Genomic DNA, 21,143 nt, shown 5'->3' on the forward strand with positions numbered 1-21,143 from the left:
AGGAAAAAGCTCTCGGTCTGCGGCAACAGAACAAGAGCCCTCTAAAAATTTAAAATTTTAACACCTACATGATACCATGGGTAGTGACTTTTTGCGCTTTTTTTAGCTTGTGTTTTCATATAAAAAGTCAAAGCGACTACGAAAGCCACTTTGACGTAAAATCTTATAAAGTTACGGAACGTCCTTGTTGGTAGAACATTTCCATGTCTTCAGCAGGCACCATACTGCCGCCTGTTGCCCATGCAATATGAGTAGCGTTCGCCATTTTCTCAGTTAGACCTTTCGCATCCAAATAAGCTTGGCCAGATTCTGTGCTAGATAAGAAGGCAGCTCCCGGTACGCCGGCTAATGCTGCTGGTTCCAGCTTGATACTTTCCACATCAATCATCTTTGCCAACCAATGCATGGCTTCGTCTTCTTGCAAGGTATAGCCACCGTCGAAATGGTACTGCATCAATTTGGAAACAAGCCCTGAAGTACGAGGAACCGCTAAACCATCCATAACCGTTTTTGCATCAATATCAAAATCCGTCACGGTCACACCATCAAATTGTTCCGTTGCTAAACCTAATAACATGGAAGGCATGTGAGCTGGTTCGGCGAAGAAACAATGTACGTTGTCGCCGAAGTGTTGTTTCAAGCCAAAGGTAATCCCACCAGGACTGCCACCAATGCCGCAAGGTAAGTAAACAAAAAGAGGGTGATCTGCATCCACTTGAATATTCATGTCAGCCAATTGGCGCTTCATCCGGTTGCCGGCAACGGTATAGCCAAGGAATAACTCGATGGAATGCTCGTCGTCCACAAAGTAACAGTTTGAATCTGCTTCCGCTTGGGCACGACCATTTTCAACTGCTTGTGTGAAGTTGGTTTCGTGTTCGACTACCGTTACCCCGCGTCCACGCAACAAATCTTTCTTCCATTGCTTTGCTTCTACAGACATATGAACAGTCACACTGAAACCGAGCGCTGCACTCATCACGCCTACGCTGATACCTAGGTTACCAGTGGTTCCCACCATTACTCTATGATGGGCGAAGAACTCGCGGAATTCTTTACTGTCAAAAACCGTATAGTCTTCCTCGTAACTCTTCAATAAACCATTTTCCATCGCCAACGTTTCCGCATGCTTCAATACTTCATAAATTGCGCCTCTTGCTTTAATCGTTCCTGCAATCGGCAAGGAGTCATCTCGTTTCAAGAAGAATGCGCCTTTAATTTCAGTATGATAGAAATCTTCCAATTCCTTTTTCAAAGCCGAAATTTCAGTAAGTTTTGATTCGATAATACCGTTTGTTGCTTCAGTCTCAGCAAAAACTGCCGCTAAATAAGGTGCAAAACGAAGGAGACGTGCTTCTGCGTCGTCTACATCTTGCTTCGAAAAACGGCTCATTTTCATTGCTTCTTCGAAGTCTTTTTTTAAAGAATTCATCCAGAAAACATTTTGAGTTTCTCTTATTTGATTCAATAATTTTTGTTGATCCGTCATGATGTACCTCCACCCTAAAATACATTTCGCCTTGCCTACTTTATCATAAAAAACAATTTTTTGGAAACGACATTCCGCCTTTTTAATTGGAAGCAAACTTTAGGTAGTATATACTGAAAGAAATACAGTTTGAAGGGAATGGTTTGGAATATGTCACAAGGAAAAACAGCTGAACTCGTTTTTTATGCAGGAGCTTCTTTACTGGAAGGCCCGCACTGGGATGAAAAAAATCAACTTCTTTATGTAGTTTCTATTGAGGATCATTTTGTCTATGCAATTGATCCTGCAACCGGGGCGGTAGAATCTTATCCGACAGATGGACCGGTAGGCTGCGCGGTAATTGATGAAGATGGAATGATTTTGGAAGCAGAACAAGATGGTATTTTCCGAATTGATTCGAAAACAAAAGAAAAGCATTTTGTCTCCCAGCCGCGTACGGATGACCGCATGCGTTTCAACGACGGAAAGCTTGACCCTAAAGGACGGTTATTGGTAGGAACGATGGGATTAGAAGGGTCTTATGAAGGAGAAGCGAACCTGTATGCGGTAGAAAAAGACGGTAGCTTCAAAACCGTTATCGAGGGAGTTACACTTTCTAATGGATTGGCTTGGACCGAGGATGGGAAAACGATGTACTTCATCGACACCCCAACCAAAAAAGTGGGACAGTATGCATATGATGTTGCATCAGGAACGGCTACTTTTGAAAAATATGTAGTGGAAATCACAGATGGATCGAGCCCGGATGGCATGTGCATTGAACCAGATGGTACAATTTGGGTTGCACAATATGGCGGACACAAAGTATCTCATTGGAACCCAGCAACAGGAGAGAAGCTGGGGGAAGTCAAGGTTCCCGCTAAAAATGTAACTTCTTGCTGCATCGGTGGAGCGAAGATGGATTATCTCTACATTACTACAGCGAAAGACGGCGAGCTAGAAGAAGCTATGTCGGGCGGATTATTCCGGGTGAAACTGTAAATGATTATCCTAGAGAATGAACACTTAATCGTTGAAATTTCTATACTCGGCGCCGAATTACAACGAATTTATTCAAAGAAAGAAAACCGAGAGTACTTGTGGGATGGCAACCCTGACTATTGGTCGGGCCGTGCACCTATTTTATTTCCAGTAGTGGGGCGGTTATTTGAAGATCACTATCTTCATAAAGGAGAGCTGTACGAGCTCACGCAACACGGATTCGCACGCAAGATGGAGTGGGAGTTAATGGAGCACTCGTCTCAGCAGGCAATCCTTCGCCTCCAAGCTACGGCTGAAACCAAAGAGCGTTATCCCTTTGACTTTACTTTAGAAGTAACGTATTCCTTAACAGATTCAACACTTGAAACCAAGTATTCAGTGCAGAACCATACAGAAGAGACGATGCCTTACTCACTGGGATCCCATCCTGCATTTCATCTTCCGCTTCCTTTTGAAGAGTATGAAATTCGGCTTCAACCTGCCGTATCGGTTAATTACGTAGAACTAGATCCGCCACCATATTGGAGTGGGAAAATGAAAGCGTTGGAGACCATTCAAGAAGGGAAGATGCCGCTACGAAGAGACGAGGCCCAAGAAAGCATTTTGATAGAAACAGCCGGAAAAGTTGAAGCAGTTGAGTTACATCATCCGAGCGACTCTCATGGAGTTCGTCTTCACGTAAAGGAGTTTCCTTATTTCTGTATCTGGACGAAGGATGCTACGGAGGCGCCTTTTATATGTCTAGAACCATTCCACGGCATCCCTGATTTAGCAGGAAAGGCAGGAGAACTTTCAGAAAAAGAAGGAATTATACTATTGGAATCTGAGGAAGTCCGCTCCCATGTATATTCGATTGAACTTTTTTGAGAAAAAAGAAGTGGAGAGGAGCTTGCGTTGCGATAGCACGCATCTCGGCGATGCTATCGCAACGATACGTCTCTCCAGCTTCAAACATTCTATTTGAAACAAAAAGAAATCCCCACCATTTTCATGGCAGAGATTTCTTTTCCTTTTTCAAAGAGATGTTATTGTTTTTTCTCAATTCCGATGATTCCAAATGCTCCTGGGCCGCCGTGACTAGAAATGACCGCTCCAGCTTGGAACCAATTCGGATCCTTGTAACCTTGTTCTTGTAAAGCATCAATTGCTACCTGCTTGAATTCATCACTCAAACCTGGAGTACCGCCAATCGTCAAGGTGCCAGGTTCGAGAGAATAATTAGTAGTGTAGTCTTTGATGAGATTTTTCAGACAGCGGGTGAAAGAACCACGATACTTTTTGGCTGCCACTAAATAGCCCTCTTTTAAGACAATAGTCGGCTGTAAGCTTAACAAGGAAGCTCCAATATAAGCCACATTTGACACACGGCCGCCAGCCTTCAAGTACAAGAGTGTTTGCGGCAAGAAGACAAAACGTGTGCGCTCGCGTACGTCCTCTACATAACGAATAATGTCTTGCGGTGTAGCGTTAGGGTTTTCCTCAATATGCTTCGCTGTGGCAACGACAACAGCTGTCAAACCACCAGACACATTTTTACTATCGACTAGATGAATGTTCTCGAAGTCCTCGGCAGCGATATTAGCTGAATTAAAGGAGACGGTTGTTACAGCAGAATAGGCGATGTGAATAATATGAGCGTCTGGGTGTTCTTGAAAAACTCGCTCAAAGATAGCACGATTGTCTTCTGGAGTAGAGCCCGAGGTTTTCGGCAAAGTCCCAGTCTCATCGTAGTAACGGTAAATATCTTCCACGGGAATCGTGCCATCGTCAAATGTTTGATTGCCAATCGTTACATGCATTGGGACGACATAGATATTGTACCTTTCAATCAGTTCTTGAGAGATGTCAGAACCGCTCTCTGTAGTAATAATGTATTTTGTCATATAATCCTCCAAGATGAACGCTTTCTTTATTTTTCTCATCATACCATAATTATTGGTGCTTATCATTGGAAACGGATACTATTTCGCGGTATTCTTTTCACAAAAAGGAAGGAATGATTCAAATGGCAGAAAAATTCTATGCGAAAGAAAATAAACCCTATCCGAATCATCCATTGCCGATCCTCTATTATCCAGGCGCCATAATGAACCTCCTAGAAGAACACGATCCTGCTCAAGAAGTATTGTCCTTTCTAGCAAAGAATGGCTATACGAATGGCTGGGTAAATGGGATTTTACCGGAGCATCACTTCCATTCCAATACTCATGAAGTGCTCGCCTGTATAGCTGGAGAAGCTCATGTACAGTTAGGCGGACCCGATGCAGAAATTTATCCATTTAAGAAAGGGGATATCGTGCTCCTTCCGGCCGGCACAACACATAAACGCATCAAGGCTTCCGATCGTTTCCGCATTGTGGGCGCCTATCCAGATGGATTGGAACCAGATATGCAAAAAGGGGACGGAGACTACGAAAAGATAAAGAAAACCGTGGCAGAAGTAGCTGTTCCTGAAACAGATCCGGTAGATGGAAAAAGAATAGAAGAGTGGGAATAAAAAAAGTTGTTGGTTTTGAAAAGCGATTTTTCTTATAAAAGAAATATCAAAATGGAAGCTTCCGTTACAAGGTTATGATTCTTGTGACGGAAGGAAGCAAATTTACTTAGCTTCCGTTACGAGATGAGTATTTTCGTTACGCTAGTATCGAATTTTTATTAGCTTCCGATACGAGATAGCGAATCTCGTATCGGAAGCTTTTTCTTGTTTAAACGCAAACAAAGGAGTTCAGTAGAACTCCTTTGTGCTATATTTTTTATGAAGTATATTGAAGAAAAATATCTAAGTTATAGGCCATTGAGCCCTCTACTACTGTTTGGACTTCGGAATCATATTCTTTGTAACGGCCACCCGTTACATAAACATAAGCCGTCAATAAATACTTATCTTGATAGGGTTTTATTTCCGCCAACTGTTTTTCCGGAATGGTGCCTAACACGATCCCTTCAACAATAAGCTTCGTGCCATCAATCGTCACATTCATCGTTGTAATATCTGTGTATTCAAAGACTCTCTTACTGCCAATCCCAAAATCAGCGTCTGACATTCCTTGATAAAACTTCTGGAACGGATCTTCCGCAACGATTTTATCAACTACTTTTTCGACCAGAACGTTGTCACTTGTCAGGTCGCTTGCACGCCATTTTGCCTCAAATTGAACGGTGTTTCCTTTTTCCGTTTCTACATTTGGCATTGTATTTTTCGGTTCAGAGTCCTTCTTTTTCAGAAAATCAAATAATCCCATTCCTTCACCTCAATAAAACGTTTTCTCTATCATAGCATAAATAGGAACCCTGTAGTATAAAGTACTTTCCTAACAAAAAAACATTTCTTTTTGCGCCTGTGATGGGATTGGGTACAATAAGGAGAAGGAGGAGATTACATGACGAATCCATATGATGATCTTGCGGCGGATTATGATGAGGATATCTATCCTCTCAACGAGCGCGAATTTGTAGAGCCTACAGTCGAAGCAATCGCTCAGCTCACACCTGGTAGAACCATTTTAGAACTGGCAGTGGGTACAGGCCGGATTGCGATTCCTCTAGCAAAAAGAGGCTTTCAAGTAACCGGAATTGATATTTCTCCGGCCATGCTGCAACAACTAAAACAAAAAGCAGGAGAACATCTGGTAGAAACCATTGCTGGCGATATGAGCCAAATACAGCTTAACCGTGAGTTTGATCTAGCTTACTTAGTTTTCAACGGCATTACGTATTTGCTGACATTAGAGGAACAAGTTGCTTGCTTCAAAAATGCAGCGAGCCATTTAAGAAGTGGCGGGGTATTTATTGTTGAAACCTTTATTCCGCGAGTGGATCAAATTTTGAAGGATGACACAGCACCTTATGCGTTGGAAGAGGAGTATGTCGGATTTGACAAGTATGATCGAATGAAGCAATTACTTACTTCTTATCAATTCGATTTATCCAAAGAACACCCATCTTCATTCCAGACTACCCATCGCTATGTTTGGCCGTCTGAACTAGAATTAATGGGACAGCTTGCTGGATTTGAGAAGTTGACAGAATGGGGAAGCTGGGAAGGCGAGCCGTTGACACAAGATAGCGACAACGTAATCATGATTTGGCGTAAACGATAAGGGGATGGTTGGATGGCTTTTGAAATAGTTTATCAAGACATCACAACGATGAAAACAGATGGAATTGTAAATGCAGCAAATACGCAGTTACAACAAGGAGGCGGTGTATGTGGTGCGATTTTTCGCGCTGCAGGAGCGAGAGAGCTTCAAGCAGCTTGCGACCAGATTGGTTCTTGTGAAATAGGAGAAGCAGTGATTACACCGGGGTTTCATTTACCGGCATCTTTTGTCATCCACACCGTTGGCCCCATCTGGCAGGGAGGAAATGCGAGGGAAGCAGAGCTCTTAGCATCTGCTTATCGTTCTTCGTTGACACTCTCTCAAGAACGAGGACTTACTTCACTTGCATTTCCTCTAATTTCAGCTGGTATTTACGGGTATCCCAAAGAGGAAGCAAAAAACATTGCGATTGAAACCATAGAAGAATTCTTGCAACATCAGGAGATGGATGTATTTTTGGTTCTTTTGCCTTAAATAAAATCACTCAACATAGCAGCTATTCCTCTTAATTCTTCCAAGTCTTGTTTTCTAGGTTTTTCAACACTTAACAACAACTCATCACTTATCAACTCTGCTTCTTCAGTTTCGTCTGACATGGCAAGCAAGTAAAGCTCACCGAAACGTTCGTCAAGGTCCTTTACTTCTTCAACGGTTAGAGAAAATGCGCAATCAGGATGAGCCGCTTTAAACAGTTGGATTTTTGCTAATAAATCTTCAACATTCATATTTTCACCTCATTAATCATTTGAATTTTCACATGAACGCTTTTTGGCGTAGAATAAATATAGCACAAAAAATCAGTGAATAGGGGGAGCGGAATGACCAAATCACTCATTGTCACCGCTGATGACTTTGGAATTTGCCAAGCGACCAATGAAGCAATAGAAGAATTAGCAAGAAAACAACGCATTACCTCTGTATCTTTTCTTCTGTCTGGGAAGGCAGCGGATGATGCGGTCAAGCGAGCCAAGTCCTTTCAAAATATTGGATTAGGATTGCATCTCACGTTGACATCAGACTTCTGCCAAGAAAAATGGCAAAGTCATGCACCTGCTGAACTGATTGAACCACTGTTGGATGAACATGGGTATTTCCATACTCAAACAGAACAGTTTTATGAGTTGGCAGATAGTTCTTGGGTGAATACAGAATTGGCTGCGCAATTCTCTTGTGGCAAGTCACAGGGTATAACCTTTGACCACCTTGATTCTCATCAGGGTATTCTTTACGGCGATCAAGGAACTTCTTTCTTATCAGTTGCTTTGCATTTTTGTGCCACACACCATGTAGCGTTCCGTTTTCCCAAAAGAGCAACTGATTTCAGAAAAGTAGTCGGTCATAAAGAAGCAGAAACCGTAGAGAAAATGCATGCGGAAGGCAGCGCGTTTGTCACAGCGAAAAAAATGAAGACGCCGGATGCGTTAATTTGTTCCCCTGTTTCTCACTTAAAGAGTTACGAAGACCTAAAAAATTATTATTTACATGAGCTGAGGCGTGTACCGGAAGGTGTGACGGAGTTGTTCTTGCATCCGTCCAAAGAAACCAGTGAGTATTTCGGCCAAACAAAAGAATGGCAGAGCCGCGTCTGGGAGTACCGCTTCTTGCTCGATGACGCATTTTTTGAAACATTGGAGGCAGAAGGAATCCAATTGACAAGTTGGAGAAATACATCTGCATCCTAAAAGGAGTGGGAAAAATGGAGAAATTTACTTATTATTTGAAACAGATGATTCAATCCGTCTCGCGAGGATTATGGGGATACTTAGTAGCTGCTTTGAAGTTGGCGTTATTAGGATTTGGAATACTAGCAGCAGGTCTTTGGATCATCGGAGTTGACTACTGGTTCCTGAAGGCAATCGGGATTGCGATTGTGGATATCATACCTGTGTTAGGAAGTGGGATTGTGATGATCCCTTGGGCACTGGTTCACTTTTTCCAAGGAAACACGACCCTTGCTTGGCAAATTGGACTGCTGTTTATTGTACTAGTAGTCGTTCGGCAAGTGGCTGAGCCGGTGCTTACAGGACGGGCAATTGGCGTACGTCCCATCTACACATTCTTAGCTACCATTGTCTGCATCATGATTTTTGGACCACTTGGAGCTGTATTAGGCGCGGTAGTGGCGGTAGTTCTGAAGTCCATTTTCTCCATTCAATCATTCCAAAAGAATGAGTATGAGTAAATCTCTTTTTCATATCCGTTTGCCAGATTGTTTTCATTTCAGTATAATGGAAAACGTTGGTTCAAAAAGAACCGGATGCAAAGGATAGAAAGAGGTATACTAGTTATGAAAAAAAGAATTGACTTAACAGGCAGACAGTTTGGTGACTTGATGGTAATCAGCAAGGCTGATTCCAAAGAGAAAGGACGTTTCTGGAACGCCAGATGTACCTGTGGCAAGGAAATGGTAGTGAGGCAATCCGATTTGAAGAATCAGCGGATTACCAGTTGCGGGCACGAAGAAAACAAAGCGACGGTTGTTGCTGCTCCAAAAGCAAAGGTTGAAAAGAAAAAAGCAACACCGGCTTCCGGCAGTACCGGCTATGTTGGTGTTAAACAAGTGGAATTAAAGAGTGGGACACGCTACAAAGCAAACATCAGCGTTCAAGGTAAAAATAAACATCTTGGAACTTTTGATACACTTGAAGAAGCGATTGCTGTTCGTAAAGAAGCAGAAGCACTATACCGCTAGAGATAGGGGAAAGATGCGTGAGGCGGGAGTCATTTCCTAGCCTCTTTTTCCTATGCGTGAATGTTAGAACCATCCATTTTTGAATGGATGCAGGAAAGGGCGTAAATGATGAAACAGTTAAAACTTATTTGTTCGACCGATATCCACGGTTATATTTATCCGATCAATTTTGCCAGCAACGAAACCGTTCCTCTAGGGATGTCTCGTATCGCCAGCTACGTAAAGGAAGAACGAGAAAAGTATGACGTACTCCTGTTGGATAATGGGGACGTGAACCAAGGCAGTCCGCTTGTCACGTATGCGAACAAGAATGAGAGCCAAAATGTGATGGCGAAAGCTTTGAACGTATTAAATTATGATTATATGAATATCGGGAATCATGACTTTAATTTTGGCAGTGAATTTTTAGCCGATTACATAGATCAAGTGGAAGCAAAATCACTCGTATCAAATGTCCTTTATAAAGGACAGCCGCTTGGTGAGTCCCGTATCATCAACTTACCAACACATCAATTGAAAATCGGTTTGATTGGTGTAGTGACCGATTATATTCCTAACTGGGAGAAACCGAGTAATCTAACAGACCTGACGATTCTATCGGTAGTAGACACCGTAAAACAGGAAGTAGAGAAGTTGAGAAGTGATGTGGATAAGATTATTGTCTGCTATCATGGTGGTTTAGAAAAAGACCCGGCTACAGGGGAACCTACCGAACCGTTAACCGGCGAGAATGTGGGGTACGACCTCGTAACCAATATTCCTGGAATCGATGTGCTGTTCTCCGGTCATCAACATAGAAGTATTGTTACTCACATTGGAGATACCTTAGTTCTGCAAGCATCTAATAACGCACAAGAAATCATGGAAATAACATACCAAGATGGCGTATTTACTGGAAACCTTGTTCAAACAAGTGACTATGATAACAGCCAAGAATTTCTCGCTCATTTTGAGTCTGTTTATGCAGCTACACAAAATTGGCTGGATGAAAAAATTGGACCAGGTGATGAAGGACTTGCTGTTCCAGATTTGATTGAAGAACAAAAAAATCCAGGAGCTTTTACGCGATTGGTGAATTTGGCTCAGCTAGACTTTACTGGCGCCGATATTTCAGCAAATTCGCTCTATGATTCTACAATGGGATTCAGTGAGGAAATTACCTATCGACAACTTGCTGCAAATTTCCCATTCCCGAATACACTGGTAGTGATGGAAGTGGACGGCGAAACGTTAAAAGAGTTCCTTGAATGGAATGCGAACTACTGGACGATGGAAAATGGAGAAGTAACGGTTCATCCAAGTTACTTGGAACCGAAACGCCAACTCTACAATTACGACATTGTAGAAGGAGTTACCTTCCATACGAACGTAGCGAAGCCAGTAGGAGAGCGCATCGAAGACCTTACGTATAAAGGGAATCCAGTGCAACCAACGGACACGTTCCGCTTTGTCATGAATAATTACCGTGCATCTGGCGGCGGAAACTTCCATATGTTGAAAAAAGGCAAGGTTCTAAAAGAATATACAGAAGAAATCATTGATGTAATGTACGCGTATTTGCAAAAAATAGCAGAAAAGTAATACTCTTAAACAGAATGTTGACAAAAACTTGTAAATTCTTAGAAATTGCTTAGAATTTACACAAATTTTACATTCGAACGCTATACTTACTCTGTTAAATATAAAAATCAGTTGGAGGTACTTTTTCTCATGAAGAAATTTGGCAGAACAGTATTGACCGGTTTATCGATGGCACTTCTTGTTGGGTGTGCAAATGAAAGCACTGAAACGGCAGGAAATGACGGAGCATCTAAGGAAATCGAAACATTAACAGTTGGTTTCGTTCCTTCTCGTGATCCAGAAGAAATCGTTACAGCTACCGAACCATTGAAAGAAATGTTGCAAGCGGAGCTTGGTGAACTGGGCTATACCGTTGATGAAGTGGAAATCAACGTGGGTACGAACTACGAAGCGGTTGGTGAAGGCTTGTCTGCTGGCACGATTGATATTGGTTTGATTCCTGGTGGTACGTATGTTTTATATGATGACGGTGCTGAAGTAGTACTGACTGCTACACGTGATGGATTGTCTAATGATTCTGATAATCCAAAAGATTGGAATGAGAACGAACCAACTGAACCAACAACGGAACAAGCTGTTTCTTACCGTTCTTTGATTGTTGCTGGACCTTCTGAAAAAGGAAAAGAATTGGCTGCCAAAGTAAATAGCGGCGAAGAATTAACTTGGGAAGATTTAAATAGTGCAACATGGAGCGTTATGTCTTCTAGCTCCCCAGCAGGATACATTTACCCAGCTCTATGGTTAGACGAAAACTATGGCAAAACTATTACAGACTTATCAAACGCAATTATCTCTGACTCCTATGCTTCTGCATTTGCTCGTTTAGCTTCTGGTCAAGTTGATGTATTGTTGACTTATGCAGATGCAAGAAGAGACTTTGAAGAGCCTTGGAGCACGGAATATGGCATGGAAGATATCTGGAAAGATACTGATTTAATCGGTGTAACACCAGGAATCTATAACGACACAGTAAGTGTAAGCAGAAGTTCTGAAATCATGAACGATGATTTGAAAGCTGCTATCCAACAAGCATTCATCAACATTGGTGAAACAGAAGAAGGAAAAGAAGTAATCTCCATCTATTCCCACAACGGTTACCAAGAAGCAACAGATGCAGATTATGATAACGAACGTAAAGCACAAGAATTAGTTCAAACATTAGGTCAATAACAAAAATAAAAGTTAGCGTCGGGGGCCGAACTTACTTCGGTCCCTTTTGTATATATGGAGGAACGAACATGATTGAATTTGATAATGTCAGTAAAGTATATCCCAATGGTGTAAAAGCTTTGACTGATGTTTCCGTACAAATCGAACAAGGAGAATTCGTGGCCATTATCGGACTTTCAGGATCAGGAAAATCTACCTTTATTCGTTGTATCAACCGGATGCATGATATTCAAAGCGGAACCCTTAAAGTAAACAACATCAATATTTCTCAACTAAAAGGAAAAGAAATTCGTCAGTTTAGAAGAAACATCGGTATGATTTTCCAATCCTTTAACTTGGTAAAACGAATCAGCGTGATTCGCAATGTATTAGCTGCTTTTGTTCCTGACTTGCCAGCATGGCGCAAATTCTTAGGCATTTTTCCTGCTGAACAAAAGATGATTGCTCTGGAGGCTTTGGATAACGTACACATCTTAGATAAAGCCTATACTCGTGTAGACCAATTATCTGGTGGACAACAACAGCGTGTAGCACTTGCTCGTGCATTGGCGCAAAATCCACAAATTATTTTGGCAGATGAGCCGGTAGCGTCCCTTGACCCAGTTACTTCGAAGCAAGTAATGGATGACTTCAAGCGAATCAATGAAGAAAATAACATCAGTATCTTAATCAATATCCATGATGTAGAACTTGCATTGGCTTATTGTGACCGTGTTATCGGAATTAATAAAGGCCGCATTGTTTATGACGGCAAGTCAGCTGACATCACCCAAGAAATTTTAGATTCAATTTATCGTTCGGACCAAGCTGGGAGTGAGAAACGTGCCGAAAATGAGTAATCTATTTCCACCACGAGTAATGGAATTGTCAAATGGAAAGAAAGTAATCAAGCCTCGTTCCAAGACACCGTTGATTCTTTTGTTGGTTCTTATTTTTACTTTCATTTCCGTAGAGATAACTGGATTTAACTTCGAAACGTTATTCCGCCGGGGAAATCAATTCTGGGTCATTTTAGGAGATATGCTTCCTCCAAATGTAAACTTTTGGAAGAGCATTTGGCCGTTACTACTTGATACGATTAAAATGTCCTTATTTGGTTCAGTAATGGGTGCAATTGTGGCCTTGCCGGTTGCGATTTTAGCATCACAAAATATTGTTCATAATCTAGTGATTACATCCATCTTCAAAACGTTTCTTAGTATTTTACGTACCTTGCCAACTTTGATATCTGCACTTGTTGCAACGTATATTTTTGGAATTGGAACCATGGCAGGGATGGTTGCGATTTTCCTTTTCTCTTTAGCATATGTAGGGAAACTCTTGTATGAACAGATTGAATCTGTAGATATGGGTGCTTTTGAAGCGATGGAATCCATCGGCTACACGAAATTTTATGCATTCCGTTATGCTGTATTTCCAGAAGTTCTTCCTTCTTACCTTTCTACCACACTGTTTAACTTTGAAGGGAACGTGCGTTACGCATCGATTCTTGGTTATGTTGGTGCTGGTGGGATCGGGATGTTACTCAACGAGCGTCTAGGTTGGAGAGATTACCCGAGTGTCGGGATGATTTTGCTTGCCTTGTTCGTGACCGTTTATCTTATCGAAACGGTCAGTGAGTATTTCCGTAACAAATTAAATTAAGGAGGGACTTCCATGAATCATTCTGAAAGAGTAGAAAATCAATTTGCTTTAGAACCAACAAACCGTTGGTACAAAATAACCATGACAATCTTGGTTGTTGCTTTATTGATGTGGTCTGCTACATCAATTAGTCTTGCAGGTTTAGAAAATTCAAGCTTGGAAGTCGCGCGCAATATTATTAATGGAATTTTGCGTCCTGATTTGGAATTTCTCTTTGATTTTTCAGAAGGCGGCGTTCCTTACCTTTTATTTGAAACTATCAGTATTGCCTTTCTAGGAACGATTGTTGGTGCAGTTGTTTCAATCCCGTTTGCGTTTCTTTCTTCTTATAAAATCATGCCTAAACCAGTTGCCTATGTAGGGCGCTTGATCACGATGGCAGTTCGTACGGTTCCATCGCTTGTTTATGGGTTGATGTTCATCCGTGTGGCTGGACCTGGTCCGTTTACCGGTGTATTAACAATGTCGTTTGTTTCCATTGGAATGGTAACGAAGCTATACATCGATGCGATTGAAGACTTGGATACCGATATACTGGAATCAATGACTGCAATGGGAATGACGAAGTTTGAACAAATCTATTACGGCATTTTGCCTCAGCTGTTTTCATATTTCCTATCCATTGTTATCTATCGATTCGATATGAATTTACGTGATGCATCTGTTCTTGGATTAGTAGGGGCAGGCGGAATCGGAGCACCGCTTATTTTCGCGATGAACTCCTACCGTTGGAATGAAGTAGGATCGATTTTGATCGGTCTTGTCCTATTGGTGCTGTTTATTGAGTTCTTCTCCACTCGAATCCGAGAAAAATTAGTTCGCGGATAAGAATATGTGCAAGTGAGGGGTTAAAAAAGGAGTCACTCATACCATTTCAGCTAAAATGGTATAAGTGAGCCCATAAAAAACCCCCACTCATACCAAAATCAACGAAAGCGTGCAAGTGAGCGATTTTTAAGAGCTCACTTGCACGCTTTCAACCAATTCAATATAAAACTCGAGAAATTGGATGACAATATCCGATTCCTCGAGTTTTTTTATTTTAGTAGTCTTCGACTTTTATTTCAACATCAATGTTTCCTTTGACAGCTTTAGAGTATGGGCAGAATGCATGAGCTTGATCAGCCAATTCTTGAGCTTTCTCAGGAGTTTGTCCTTCAACAGCAACGGTTAGAACAACGCTGATCTTGAAGCCATCGTCAGTTGGGTCAGAATTCAACTTGACCTCAGAGGTTACACGCGATTTAGCTTTCACGCCAGCTTCTTGCATTTTTGCTTCTAGAGCAGAGTTGTAGCAAGCGCCATAACCTAATGCAAATAGCTGCTCAGGATTTTGTCCTGCGTCAGAACCACCCAATTTTTTTGGAGTTGTAATTTTCAAAGAGAAATCTGTATCGGTTAAATGACTTTCACCATTACGGCCACCTGTATTCACTGCAGTTGTAGTATAAAGTACTTTCGATTCACTCATCTTTATTCCTCCTAACATTTTTTCTTACAACTTAACTTTACACCTCTCAAAAATAAAGTCAAAAGTTTTGAACTTATCTTTTTTAAAGCATTTGTTGACAACTTCAAATTAATACGATATTATATATTATGAATTCGAGATAAATTAATTAGTAATAAATAATTAAAGGAGGAAATGGATTTGACAAAGAAAAGTTTATTTTCGAGACTTGCTTCTTTTATAAGTGGGAATCAATCTGAATTACAAACAACCAATATAATGAACGAAGAGGAGATTGAACAGATGAAAATCGGTATTATTTCAGGAAGTGTACGTGAGGGAAACAATGCAACAGCAGTATCACAATGGATCTACGACTTCGCAACAAAACGGAATGATGAAGGTGTAGAATACGAAATCGTAAACTTGGCAGACTACCAATTGCCATTGCTTGGTGCGGCTTTACCTGCAGAATATCAAGACACGGCTATGGCAGCGGTCAAAGCTTGGTCTGAGAAAATGGCATCCCTTGATGGATACATCTTCGTTACACCAGAATATAATCATTCAGTAGGCGGCGCATTGAAGAATGCGTTAGACTTCTTGAAACCAGAAGTTGCTAATAAAGCGGCTGCAATGGTAGGTTACGGTAGCTTGGGTGGCGCACGTGCACATGAAAACATGCGCAGCATCTTAGGTGAACTAAGCGTTGCGAGCGTTCGTACAACAGTAAACTTCTCCTTGATGTCTGACTTTGAAAATATGAGTGTCTTCAAACCAAATGCATACAATGAAGTAAATGCAAATGGCATGTTGGATGACTTGTTGCTATGGAGCAAAGCTTTCCAGACCATTCGCTAATTGAATAAGTTTACTTCTGTTAGAGAGAAGTAGAAAAGGGGCTGGAATTATTTCCAGCTCCTTTTCTATTCACAAAAAGTCTTATCAATTGATATCCTCAAAGGATTCTCGCTACAATATCAGTAACGGAAGCAACGTATATATTTTGAGGAGGAATGGAAATGGAACAACAAAGAAAAGTCAGTCGTACAGCACCGACTAATTTCAAGGACATAACTCTGAAAAAAGTAAATTACCAAACGATGGTCCTTACAGGTGCGACAAGTGGAATTGGACTCGTGACTGCACGGATGGCAGCAGCGAAAGGTACGAAGTTAGTATTGGTTGCTCGAAACGAAGAAGCCCTTAAACAATTAACCGAAGAAATAACAGCCAAAGGAACCCAAGCAGTATACGTAAAAGCAGATGTTTCCAAGGAAGAAGATATTCAGAAAATCGTTGAGACAGCGATTCGAACGTTTGGAGGCTTCGATACATGGGTGAACAATGCCTCCGTTACTATTTATGGTCACATTACGGATATCCCAGTCGAAGATATGCGCCAACTCTTTGAAATCAACTATTGGGGTGTGGTCTACGGTTCTTTGGCAGCTGTTCATCATTTTAAGGAAAAAGGAAGTCCCGGCGCGCTGATAAATGTGGGCAGCGTAATAGGGAATCGCGGCACTCCGATCCAGTCGGTATATTCTTCTAGTAAATTTGCTGTTCACAGTTTTACAGATGGATTGCGGATGGAATTAGAAAAAGAACAGGTGCCTATTTCAGTTTCCCAAATTCACCCTGCAAAAATCAATACTCCTTATACGGATCATGCCACCAGCTATATCGATCACCATCCATCGCATCAAGCAATGATGTATCCGCCAGAGAGTGTGGCCGAAGCGATTCTCTTTGCAGCTGAAAAACCAGTGCGAGATATGTATGTAGGCACTCACTCAAAAGTCATGGCCTTGTTGGGTACCTTAGCTCCTCGGTTTACGGACCGTTATATGGAAAAACTCTTCTATCCAGAATTGTACGATCCACATCGGGTAGCGAAAGAACCATCAGCTGGAAACCTCTATGAATCAAAAACAGATCTAAGCGAGAGAGGTTCGAACATTGGCTGGGAAAGAAAAACAAGCTGGATGGTAAAGGCGAAAAAATATCCAACCCTCACGAAAGCAGCGGTATTAGGGGTTGGCTTGGCAGCACTAGCCTACTATGCCTACCAAAATGATGAATGGGAGCTAGAGAAGAAGATGAAACATGCGAAGAAAAAACTGAAAAAGAAAGAATTAATGAAACTAAAAGACTTAGAAATGAATCGGTTGAAAAATTTGGACATTGGCCAAGCGAAGGCAATCGAAATGGCTAAAGTCAAAAAAATGCTCCATTAAGGAGGCACGCTCGTGAATCTTGATCAATATAAGGTTTCACCAGAAAAGAAAATCAAGCTCGATGAACTGAATCAATGGGAAGAAACAGGGATATCAGAGGAAGAAGTAAAAGAGAAACTGATACCTGAAAGTGTTGAGAAGTTACGCACACTTCAAACAAAACTACTCGCTGAAGAAAAGAATGGTATTCTAGTAGTGCTCCAAGCCATTGATGCTGCTGGAAAGGATGAGATTATTACCTTTATCTTTTCCCACCTCATGCCGCAAGCACTGAAAGTTACTTCTGTTAAGAAACCAACAGATAAAGAAGCTAAACATGATGTATTGTGGCGTGTTCATGATGGGCTACCGGAACGAGGGCAGATCGCCATTTTGAACCGCTCCTACTATGAAGATTTGATTGCGCCGATTGTGAAGGGCGAGGATCAAGGTGTTCCAATGCCTATCTCTATTGAAGAAGGGGAGACACCTTGGGAAACACGGTGCCGACATATTAACAATTTTGAACGGTATTTAGTAGAAAGCGGCTTTCCCGTGGTAAAGATTTTCTTATCCGTTTCAAAAGAAGAACAACGGAAACGCCTCTTAGAGCGAATGAAGGAACCAAGCAAACATTGGGAATTTTCTTTCAGCGATCTGGAGGACCGTGACCAGTGGAGTCGCTATCAGGAAGCGTTCGAGAAAGTGCTCAACCATACATCTACTTCCTATGCACCGTGGTATACTCTGCCAGCCGACAATGATTGGTATAGTCGCTTCGTTGCATCGGAAATCGTAATTAACACATTAGAGTCCCTACAACCCGTATATCCAGTAATGGACGGGGAAGAAAAAGAGGACTTGGAAAAAGCTATTGAAAAGTTAGAAAATGAATAGGAACATCCTTCAATGAGGATGAAGGAAGGAGCCAAGTGACATGACACTGAAAGAACAAATTAACAAAGATTTTATTCAAGCACGGAAGGAAAAAGACATTCTACGGTCAAACGTTTTACGGATAATCAAGGCTCATTTCGATGCATTTAAGATTGACAACGGCCGTGATATGGATGAGAAAGAAGCCATCAACTACTTGTTGAAAGAACAAAAGCAGACCGAAGAGGCGATGACTTTTGCCAAAGATGCCAACCGTGCGGATTTGGTAGAAGAAAATGAAATGAAATTACATATTATCAGCTCCTACCTGCCAGAAATGATGGATGAAGCAGCCATACGCACCCATTTAGTTGAAATAGGTATTCCACAAATGGACATGAAAGATGCAATGAAAAAGGCTATGGCCGAATTAGATGGAAAAGCTGAAAAGAAAACTGTTTCCAAAGTAGTAAAAGAACTATTAGGTAAATAAAGTGGAAGGAACAACCCGATCTCTTGCTCATAAAAGATGAATTCGGGTTGTTTTTTTGTATTATCTTTTCATAAAATTCCATAAACTCTAGACATTTGAACCACAAAACCGTTATAGTGGGAAAATGGAAACTAAGAGAAAGTGGTGAAGGGATTGATTAGAAAAGCAACTGTAAAAGACCTTGCAGCTCAAAAAGAAATTATTGCTGAAGGAAAAGCTACAATAAAAGAATTAGGAATAAACATGTGGACGGGCGACTATCCCGGTGAAGAAGTCCTATTAGAAGATATTGGAAAAGGGAATGCCTATGTATACTGTCAAGATGGCAAGGTAGTAGCAATTTTCACCCTAGACTTTATAGTAGACCCTGTGTATGAAAAGATTGAGAATGGAGCTTGGTTATGTGATCAGCCGTATAGCATACTAAGACGTCTTGCTGTTTCAGGTACGATGCGCGGGCAAAATATTACTGGGAAAATCATTCAGACAATTGGAATCTATAGCATGGCTATGGGATATCCAAGCTTACGGCTGGACACCCATCCAGCTAACGTGAGCATGAAGCGCGCATTGGAAAAAAATGGGTTCCAATATACCGGGGAGCTCAATACCGATCAAACGTGGCATGCTTATGAAAAAGTTTTACTTGCAGAACCAACCCGAATTCAACCAGCAACAGTAGCTGATATTCCAAATATGATGCGAATCATTAATTACGCAAAAGCAAACTTAAAAGCAATGGGATTGGATCAGTGGCAGAGAGGTTACCCAGATGAAGCTGTACTAGAAGCGGATATTGCCAAAAAGGACAGCTATCTTTATTTTGAAGAAGGACAACTTGTTGCCGTATTTGCCTTGATTTATGGGGACGATCCGTTCTATCACGTAATAGAAAATGGAGCTTGGCTGACGAATCTTCCTTATAGCGCGATTCACCGTGTAGCGGTAGCAGAGGAAGTGTTAGGGACAGGTGTAATGGGTCGTATTTTTCAGCATAGTGAACTCTTAACCTCAATGAATGGATACAGCAGCATTCGCGTTGATACCCATCCGGGCAATCAACCGATGCAACGGGCAATCACAAAGAGCGGCTTCACTTATTGCGGTACTGTTTACGTAGCAGAAGGTGGCGTTCGCTTGGCGTATGAGAAGCCACTTGAAGCAGATTGTTAAGCTAAACGTTATAGAACGGCTATATTGAGAGTATAGAAAACAGTTTAAGAAGGACGTGAAGAAATGGAAAACAAAGTGGCAGAGAAACCATCCATTTTGGACCGAATACTGGATGGTTTGCGAGACATTTTTGCTCCCAACTTAATTGCGCTTAGTGCTGCCGGTATTCTTCAAGGATTAGTCATACTCTTGCATACCTTTGGAGTAATCCAGTATGATACAGCGGAAGATTTCATTTTAACTCGTATTTCGGATGCTATTTTTTACTTTCTACCCGTTCTATTAGCAAACTCTTCGGCAAAAGTATTTAAGACCAATTCCATCTTAGCGATGGCGGTCGCTTTGTTTCTTCTCCATCCAGACGTTGTGGAATCGATGGATTATGCAAGCTCGGCTGATTTTTTTGGGATTCCACTCATACCAGGAACCTATACCAATAGTGTAATTCCTATTATATTAATCGTATGGGCACAAAGTTATATCGAACGTTTTGTGGTTCGTATTTTGCCGAATTTGATTCGAGGGGTATTTATGCCCGTTTTAGTATTGGCCTTCACTGCGATTGTCGGTATCGTACTGCTAGGCCCGATTGGAACCTTTCTAGGTGACTTGATGGGCGCAGGAATCGGCTGGTTGAATCAGTATGCCAATTGGCTTGTTACAACGATCCTTGGAGCTTTCGGCTTATTTGTAGTAATGGCAGGCGGACACTATTCTTTATTCCCCATTGTCACCCAAACATTGGCGCAAGATGGGTATGAATCTTTCTTGACTCCGGGACTATTGCCCTCGAATTTGGCGTTGGCTGGAGCAGTCGCGGCTGTTATTTTGAAAACAAAAAATGAAAAGTACCGAGCGTATTCGGTGTCCGCAACGGTGACGGCTATGTTGGGCGTCTCTCAACCAGCTCTGTACGGAGTTGCCTTACCGATGAAAAAGGTATTGATTGCCTCCATGATTGGCGGCGGAATCGGCGGTTTGTACGCCGGACTGGTTGGGTTTGTCTCCTATGCCTTCGCTATTCCAGGAATTGCAGCTCTACCTGCATTCATCGCAACTGACAGCTCATTTGGGAGTTTGCTGAACGGCGTCATTATTATGGTAGGATCCTTCTTGATTAGCTTCGCAATTGTATTTTTCACACCATATAAAGAATTACCAAAAGAACAAATTGAACAGTTGACCGCTGAATAAATTGCATCAAGAGACAGTAGTAAGCTTCTGCCTCTTTTGCTTTGTGGTATAATTTAGGGAACAAAAGGTTTGGAGTGAGTA

Annotated in this window: 24 protein-coding genes; 19 read left to right on the forward strand and 5 right to left on the reverse strand. The window is 41.6% G+C overall.

Going from position 1 to position 21,143, the window contains the following annotated elements:
* Positions 1 to 163 precede the first annotated feature (163 nt).
* On the reverse strand, positions 164 to 1,489 hold the full coding sequence (locus PVE40_RS03740; RefSeq protein WP_274730540.1) for a D-serine ammonia-lyase: 1,326 nt from the start codon (positions 1,487 to 1,489) through the stop codon (positions 164 to 166).
* 150 nt (positions 1,490 to 1,639) lie between these two features.
* Between PVE40_RS03740 and PVE40_RS03745 the strand changes: the two genes are divergently transcribed.
* Complete coding sequence (locus PVE40_RS03745) at positions 1,640 to 2,470, forward strand: SMP-30/gluconolactonase/LRE family protein (RefSeq protein ID WP_274730541.1); 831 nt, start codon at positions 1,640 to 1,642, stop codon at positions 2,468 to 2,470.
* Positions 2,471 to 3,337: an aldose 1-epimerase family protein gene (locus tag PVE40_RS03750; RefSeq protein WP_274730542.1), complete on the forward strand. Its 867-nt coding sequence runs from the start codon at positions 2,471 to 2,473 to the stop codon at positions 3,335 to 3,337. It begins immediately after the preceding gene.
* A gap of 158 nt (positions 3,338 to 3,495) precedes the next feature.
* Here the strand turns inward: PVE40_RS03750 and PVE40_RS03755 are convergent, their stop codons facing one another.
* The gene (locus tag PVE40_RS03755) at positions 3,496 to 4,353 is read right to left on the reverse strand and encodes a DegV family protein (protein ID WP_274730543.1); all 858 of its coding nucleotides are present in this window, start codon (positions 4,351 to 4,353) and stop codon (positions 3,496 to 3,498) included.
* 122 nt (positions 4,354 to 4,475) lie between these two features.
* Here PVE40_RS03755 and PVE40_RS03760 point away from each other — a divergent pair, with 122 nt between their 5' ends.
* Positions 4,476 to 4,967 carry a cupin domain-containing protein gene (locus PVE40_RS03760; RefSeq protein ID WP_274730544.1) on the forward strand — a complete coding sequence of 164 codons (492 nt, stop codon included), beginning with the start codon at positions 4,476 to 4,478 and terminating at the stop codon, positions 4,965 to 4,967.
* 256 nt (positions 4,968 to 5,223) lie between these two features.
* On the opposite strand, the gene PVE40_RS03765 is transcribed toward PVE40_RS03760, so the two are convergent.
* Positions 5,224 to 5,712, reverse strand: coding sequence for a hypothetical protein (locus PVE40_RS03765; protein WP_274730545.1), 489 nt, complete (start codon positions 5,710 to 5,712; stop codon positions 5,224 to 5,226).
* A 138-nt stretch (positions 5,713 to 5,850) separates the two neighbouring features.
* Between PVE40_RS03765 and PVE40_RS03770 the strand changes: the two genes are divergently transcribed.
* Together PVE40_RS03770 and PVE40_RS03775 are read left to right on the forward strand one after the other, a co-directional pair.
* On the forward strand, positions 5,851 to 6,570 hold the full coding sequence (locus PVE40_RS03770; protein ID WP_274730546.1) for a class I SAM-dependent methyltransferase: 720 nt from the start codon (positions 5,851 to 5,853) through the stop codon (positions 6,568 to 6,570).
* 12 nt (positions 6,571 to 6,582) lie between these two features.
* On the forward strand, positions 6,583 to 7,044 hold the full coding sequence (locus PVE40_RS03775; RefSeq protein WP_274730547.1) for a macro domain-containing protein: 462 nt from the start codon (positions 6,583 to 6,585) through the stop codon (positions 7,042 to 7,044).
* Here PVE40_RS03775 and PVE40_RS03780 read toward each other — a convergent pair.
* Positions 7,041 to 7,295, reverse strand: a complete 255-nt coding sequence (locus PVE40_RS03780) for a hypothetical protein (protein WP_274730548.1) — start codon at positions 7,293 to 7,295, stop codon at positions 7,041 to 7,043. The two genes, PVE40_RS03775 and PVE40_RS03780, sit on opposite strands and share 4 nt — an antisense overlap.
* A 93-nt stretch (positions 7,296 to 7,388) precedes the next feature.
* Between PVE40_RS03780 and PVE40_RS03785 the strand changes: the two genes are divergently transcribed.
* From PVE40_RS03785 to phnE (PVE40_RS03820), 8 genes are all read left to right on the forward strand, one after another.
* Entirely contained in the window at positions 7,389 to 8,252 is an 864-nt protein-coding gene (locus PVE40_RS03785; protein ID WP_274730549.1) for a carbohydrate deacetylase, read from the forward strand.
* A 14-nt stretch (positions 8,253 to 8,266) separates the two neighbouring features.
* Positions 8,267 to 8,752 carry an AI-2E family transporter gene (locus tag PVE40_RS03790; protein WP_274730551.1) on the forward strand — a complete coding sequence of 162 codons (486 nt, stop codon included), beginning with the start codon at positions 8,267 to 8,269 and terminating at the stop codon, positions 8,750 to 8,752.
* 105 nt (positions 8,753 to 8,857) lie between these two features.
* Positions 8,858 to 9,262: a hypothetical protein gene (locus PVE40_RS03795; RefSeq protein ID WP_274730552.1), complete on the forward strand. Its 405-nt coding sequence runs from the start codon at positions 8,858 to 8,860 to the stop codon at positions 9,260 to 9,262.
* A gap of 105 nt (positions 9,263 to 9,367) precedes the next feature.
* Positions 9,368 to 10,843: a bifunctional metallophosphatase/5'-nucleotidase gene (locus tag PVE40_RS03800; protein WP_274730553.1), complete on the forward strand. Its 1,476-nt coding sequence runs from the start codon at positions 9,368 to 9,370 to the stop codon at positions 10,841 to 10,843.
* 129 nt (positions 10,844 to 10,972) lie between these two features.
* Positions 10,973 to 12,013, forward strand: coding sequence for a phosphate/phosphite/phosphonate ABC transporter substrate-binding protein (locus PVE40_RS03805; protein ID WP_274730554.1), 1,041 nt, complete (start codon positions 10,973 to 10,975; stop codon positions 12,011 to 12,013).
* Positions 12,014 to 12,081: 68 nt separating this feature from the next.
* Complete coding sequence (gene phnC, locus PVE40_RS03810; protein ID WP_274730555.1) at positions 12,082 to 12,852, forward strand: phosphonate ABC transporter ATP-binding protein; 771 nt, start codon at positions 12,082 to 12,084, stop codon at positions 12,850 to 12,852.
* On the forward strand, positions 12,845 to 13,657 hold the full coding sequence (phnE, locus tag PVE40_RS03815; RefSeq protein WP_274730596.1) for a phosphonate ABC transporter, permease protein PhnE: 813 nt from the start codon (positions 12,845 to 12,847) through the stop codon (positions 13,655 to 13,657). Before phnC ends, phnE (PVE40_RS03815) begins: the two co-directional genes overlap by 8 nt.
* A gap of 12 nt (positions 13,658 to 13,669) precedes the next feature.
* Positions 13,670 to 14,485: a phosphonate ABC transporter, permease protein PhnE gene (gene phnE / locus PVE40_RS03820; RefSeq protein WP_274730556.1), complete on the forward strand. Its 816-nt coding sequence runs from the start codon at positions 13,670 to 13,672 to the stop codon at positions 14,483 to 14,485.
* A 214-nt stretch (positions 14,486 to 14,699) separates the two neighbouring features.
* On the opposite strand, the gene PVE40_RS03825 is transcribed toward phnE (PVE40_RS03820), so the two are convergent.
* Positions 14,700 to 15,128: an organic hydroperoxide resistance protein gene (locus PVE40_RS03825; protein ID WP_274730557.1), complete on the reverse strand. Its 429-nt coding sequence runs from the start codon at positions 15,126 to 15,128 to the stop codon at positions 14,700 to 14,702.
* A gap of 180 nt (positions 15,129 to 15,308) precedes the next feature.
* Here PVE40_RS03825 and PVE40_RS03830 point away from each other — a divergent pair, with 180 nt between their 5' ends.
* From PVE40_RS03830 to PVE40_RS03855, 6 genes are all read left to right on the forward strand, one after another.
* Positions 15,309 to 15,968: an NADPH-dependent FMN reductase gene (locus tag PVE40_RS03830; protein ID WP_420828510.1), complete on the forward strand. Its 660-nt coding sequence runs from the start codon at positions 15,309 to 15,311 to the stop codon at positions 15,966 to 15,968.
* Between the two features lie 161 nt (positions 15,969 to 16,129).
* Positions 16,130 to 17,347 (forward strand): SDR family oxidoreductase, encoded by a 1,218-nt coding sequence (locus PVE40_RS03835; protein ID WP_274730559.1) that lies wholly within the window; start codon positions 16,130 to 16,132, stop codon positions 17,345 to 17,347.
* A gap of 12 nt (positions 17,348 to 17,359) precedes the next feature.
* The gene (locus PVE40_RS03840; RefSeq protein ID WP_274730560.1) at positions 17,360 to 18,223 is read left to right on the forward strand and encodes a PPK2 family polyphosphate kinase; all 864 of its coding nucleotides are present in this window, start codon (positions 17,360 to 17,362) and stop codon (positions 18,221 to 18,223) included.
* Positions 18,224 to 18,263: 40 nt separating this feature from the next.
* A complete protein-coding gene (locus PVE40_RS03845; protein ID WP_274730561.1) occupies positions 18,264 to 18,695 on the forward strand; it encodes a GatB/YqeY domain-containing protein in 432 nt (143 codons plus the stop codon).
* 153 nt (positions 18,696 to 18,848) lie between these two features.
* On the forward strand, positions 18,849 to 19,868 hold the full coding sequence (locus PVE40_RS03850; RefSeq protein ID WP_274730562.1) for a hypothetical protein: 1,020 nt from the start codon (positions 18,849 to 18,851) through the stop codon (positions 19,866 to 19,868).
* A 63-nt stretch (positions 19,869 to 19,931) separates the two neighbouring features.
* Positions 19,932 to 21,062: a PTS sugar transporter subunit IIC gene (locus PVE40_RS03855; RefSeq protein WP_274730563.1), complete on the forward strand. Its 1,131-nt coding sequence runs from the start codon at positions 19,932 to 19,934 to the stop codon at positions 21,060 to 21,062.
* The last annotated feature ends 81 nt before the right edge of the window (positions 21,063 to 21,143 follow it).

The sequence above is a fragment of the Jeotgalibaca caeni genome (genome assembly GCF_028863945.1).
GTDB lineage: Bacteria > Bacillota > Bacilli > Lactobacillales > Aerococcaceae > Jeotgalibaca > Jeotgalibaca caeni.

Excerpts from the sequence above, each read along its gene's own strand:
- PVE40_RS03790 (WP_274730551.1), top strand. The coding sequence starts at position 8,267 with ATGGAGAAATTTACTTATTATTTGAAACAGATGATTCAATCCGTCTCG.
- PVE40_RS03775 (WP_274730547.1), top strand. The coding sequence starts at position 6,583 with ATGGCTTTTGAAATAGTTTATCAAGACATCACAACGATGAAAACAGAT.
- PVE40_RS03835 (WP_274730559.1), top strand. The coding sequence starts at position 16,130 with ATGGAACAACAAAGAAAAGTCAGTCGTACAGCACCGACTAATTTCAAG.
- PVE40_RS03740 (WP_274730540.1), bottom strand. The coding sequence starts at position 1,489 with ATGACGGATCAACAAAAATTATTGAATCAAATAAGAGAAACTCAAAAT.
- PVE40_RS03780 (WP_274730548.1), bottom strand. The coding sequence starts at position 7,295 with ATGAATGTTGAAGATTTATTAGCAAAAATCCAACTGTTTAAAGCGGCT.
- PVE40_RS03765 (WP_274730545.1), bottom strand. The coding sequence starts at position 5,712 with ATGGGATTATTTGATTTTCTGAAAAAGAAGGACTCTGAACCGAAAAAT.
- PVE40_RS03800 (WP_274730553.1), top strand. The coding sequence starts at position 9,368 with ATGATGAAACAGTTAAAACTTATTTGTTCGACCGATATCCACGGTTAT.
- PVE40_RS03855 (WP_274730563.1), top strand. The coding sequence starts at position 19,932 with ATGGAAAACAAAGTGGCAGAGAAACCATCCATTTTGGACCGAATACTG.
- PVE40_RS03750 (WP_274730542.1), top strand. The coding sequence starts at position 2,471 with ATGATTATCCTAGAGAATGAACACTTAATCGTTGAAATTTCTATACTC.
- phnC (WP_274730555.1), top strand. The coding sequence starts at position 12,082 with ATGATTGAATTTGATAATGTCAGTAAAGTATATCCCAATGGTGTAAAA.
- phnE (WP_274730596.1), top strand. The coding sequence starts at position 12,845 with ATGAGTAATCTATTTCCACCACGAGTAATGGAATTGTCAAATGGAAAG.
- PVE40_RS03755 (WP_274730543.1), bottom strand. The coding sequence starts at position 4,353 with ATGACAAAATACATTATTACTACAGAGAGCGGTTCTGACATCTCTCAA.
- PVE40_RS03795 (WP_274730552.1), top strand. The coding sequence starts at position 8,858 with ATGAAAAAAAGAATTGACTTAACAGGCAGACAGTTTGGTGACTTGATG.
- PVE40_RS03760 (WP_274730544.1), top strand. The coding sequence starts at position 4,476 with ATGGCAGAAAAATTCTATGCGAAAGAAAATAAACCCTATCCGAATCAT.
- phnE (WP_274730556.1), top strand. The coding sequence starts at position 13,670 with ATGAATCATTCTGAAAGAGTAGAAAATCAATTTGCTTTAGAACCAACA.
- PVE40_RS03745 (WP_274730541.1), top strand. The coding sequence starts at position 1,640 with ATGTCACAAGGAAAAACAGCTGAACTCGTTTTTTATGCAGGAGCTTCT.
- PVE40_RS03770 (WP_274730546.1), top strand. The coding sequence starts at position 5,851 with ATGACGAATCCATATGATGATCTTGCGGCGGATTATGATGAGGATATC.
- PVE40_RS03845 (WP_274730561.1), top strand. The coding sequence starts at position 18,264 with ATGACACTGAAAGAACAAATTAACAAAGATTTTATTCAAGCACGGAAG.
- PVE40_RS03805 (WP_274730554.1), top strand. The coding sequence starts at position 10,973 with ATGAAGAAATTTGGCAGAACAGTATTGACCGGTTTATCGATGGCACTT.
- PVE40_RS03825 (WP_274730557.1), bottom strand. The coding sequence starts at position 15,128 with ATGAGTGAATCGAAAGTACTTTATACTACAACTGCAGTGAATACAGGT.
- PVE40_RS03785 (WP_274730549.1), top strand. The coding sequence starts at position 7,389 with ATGACCAAATCACTCATTGTCACCGCTGATGACTTTGGAATTTGCCAA.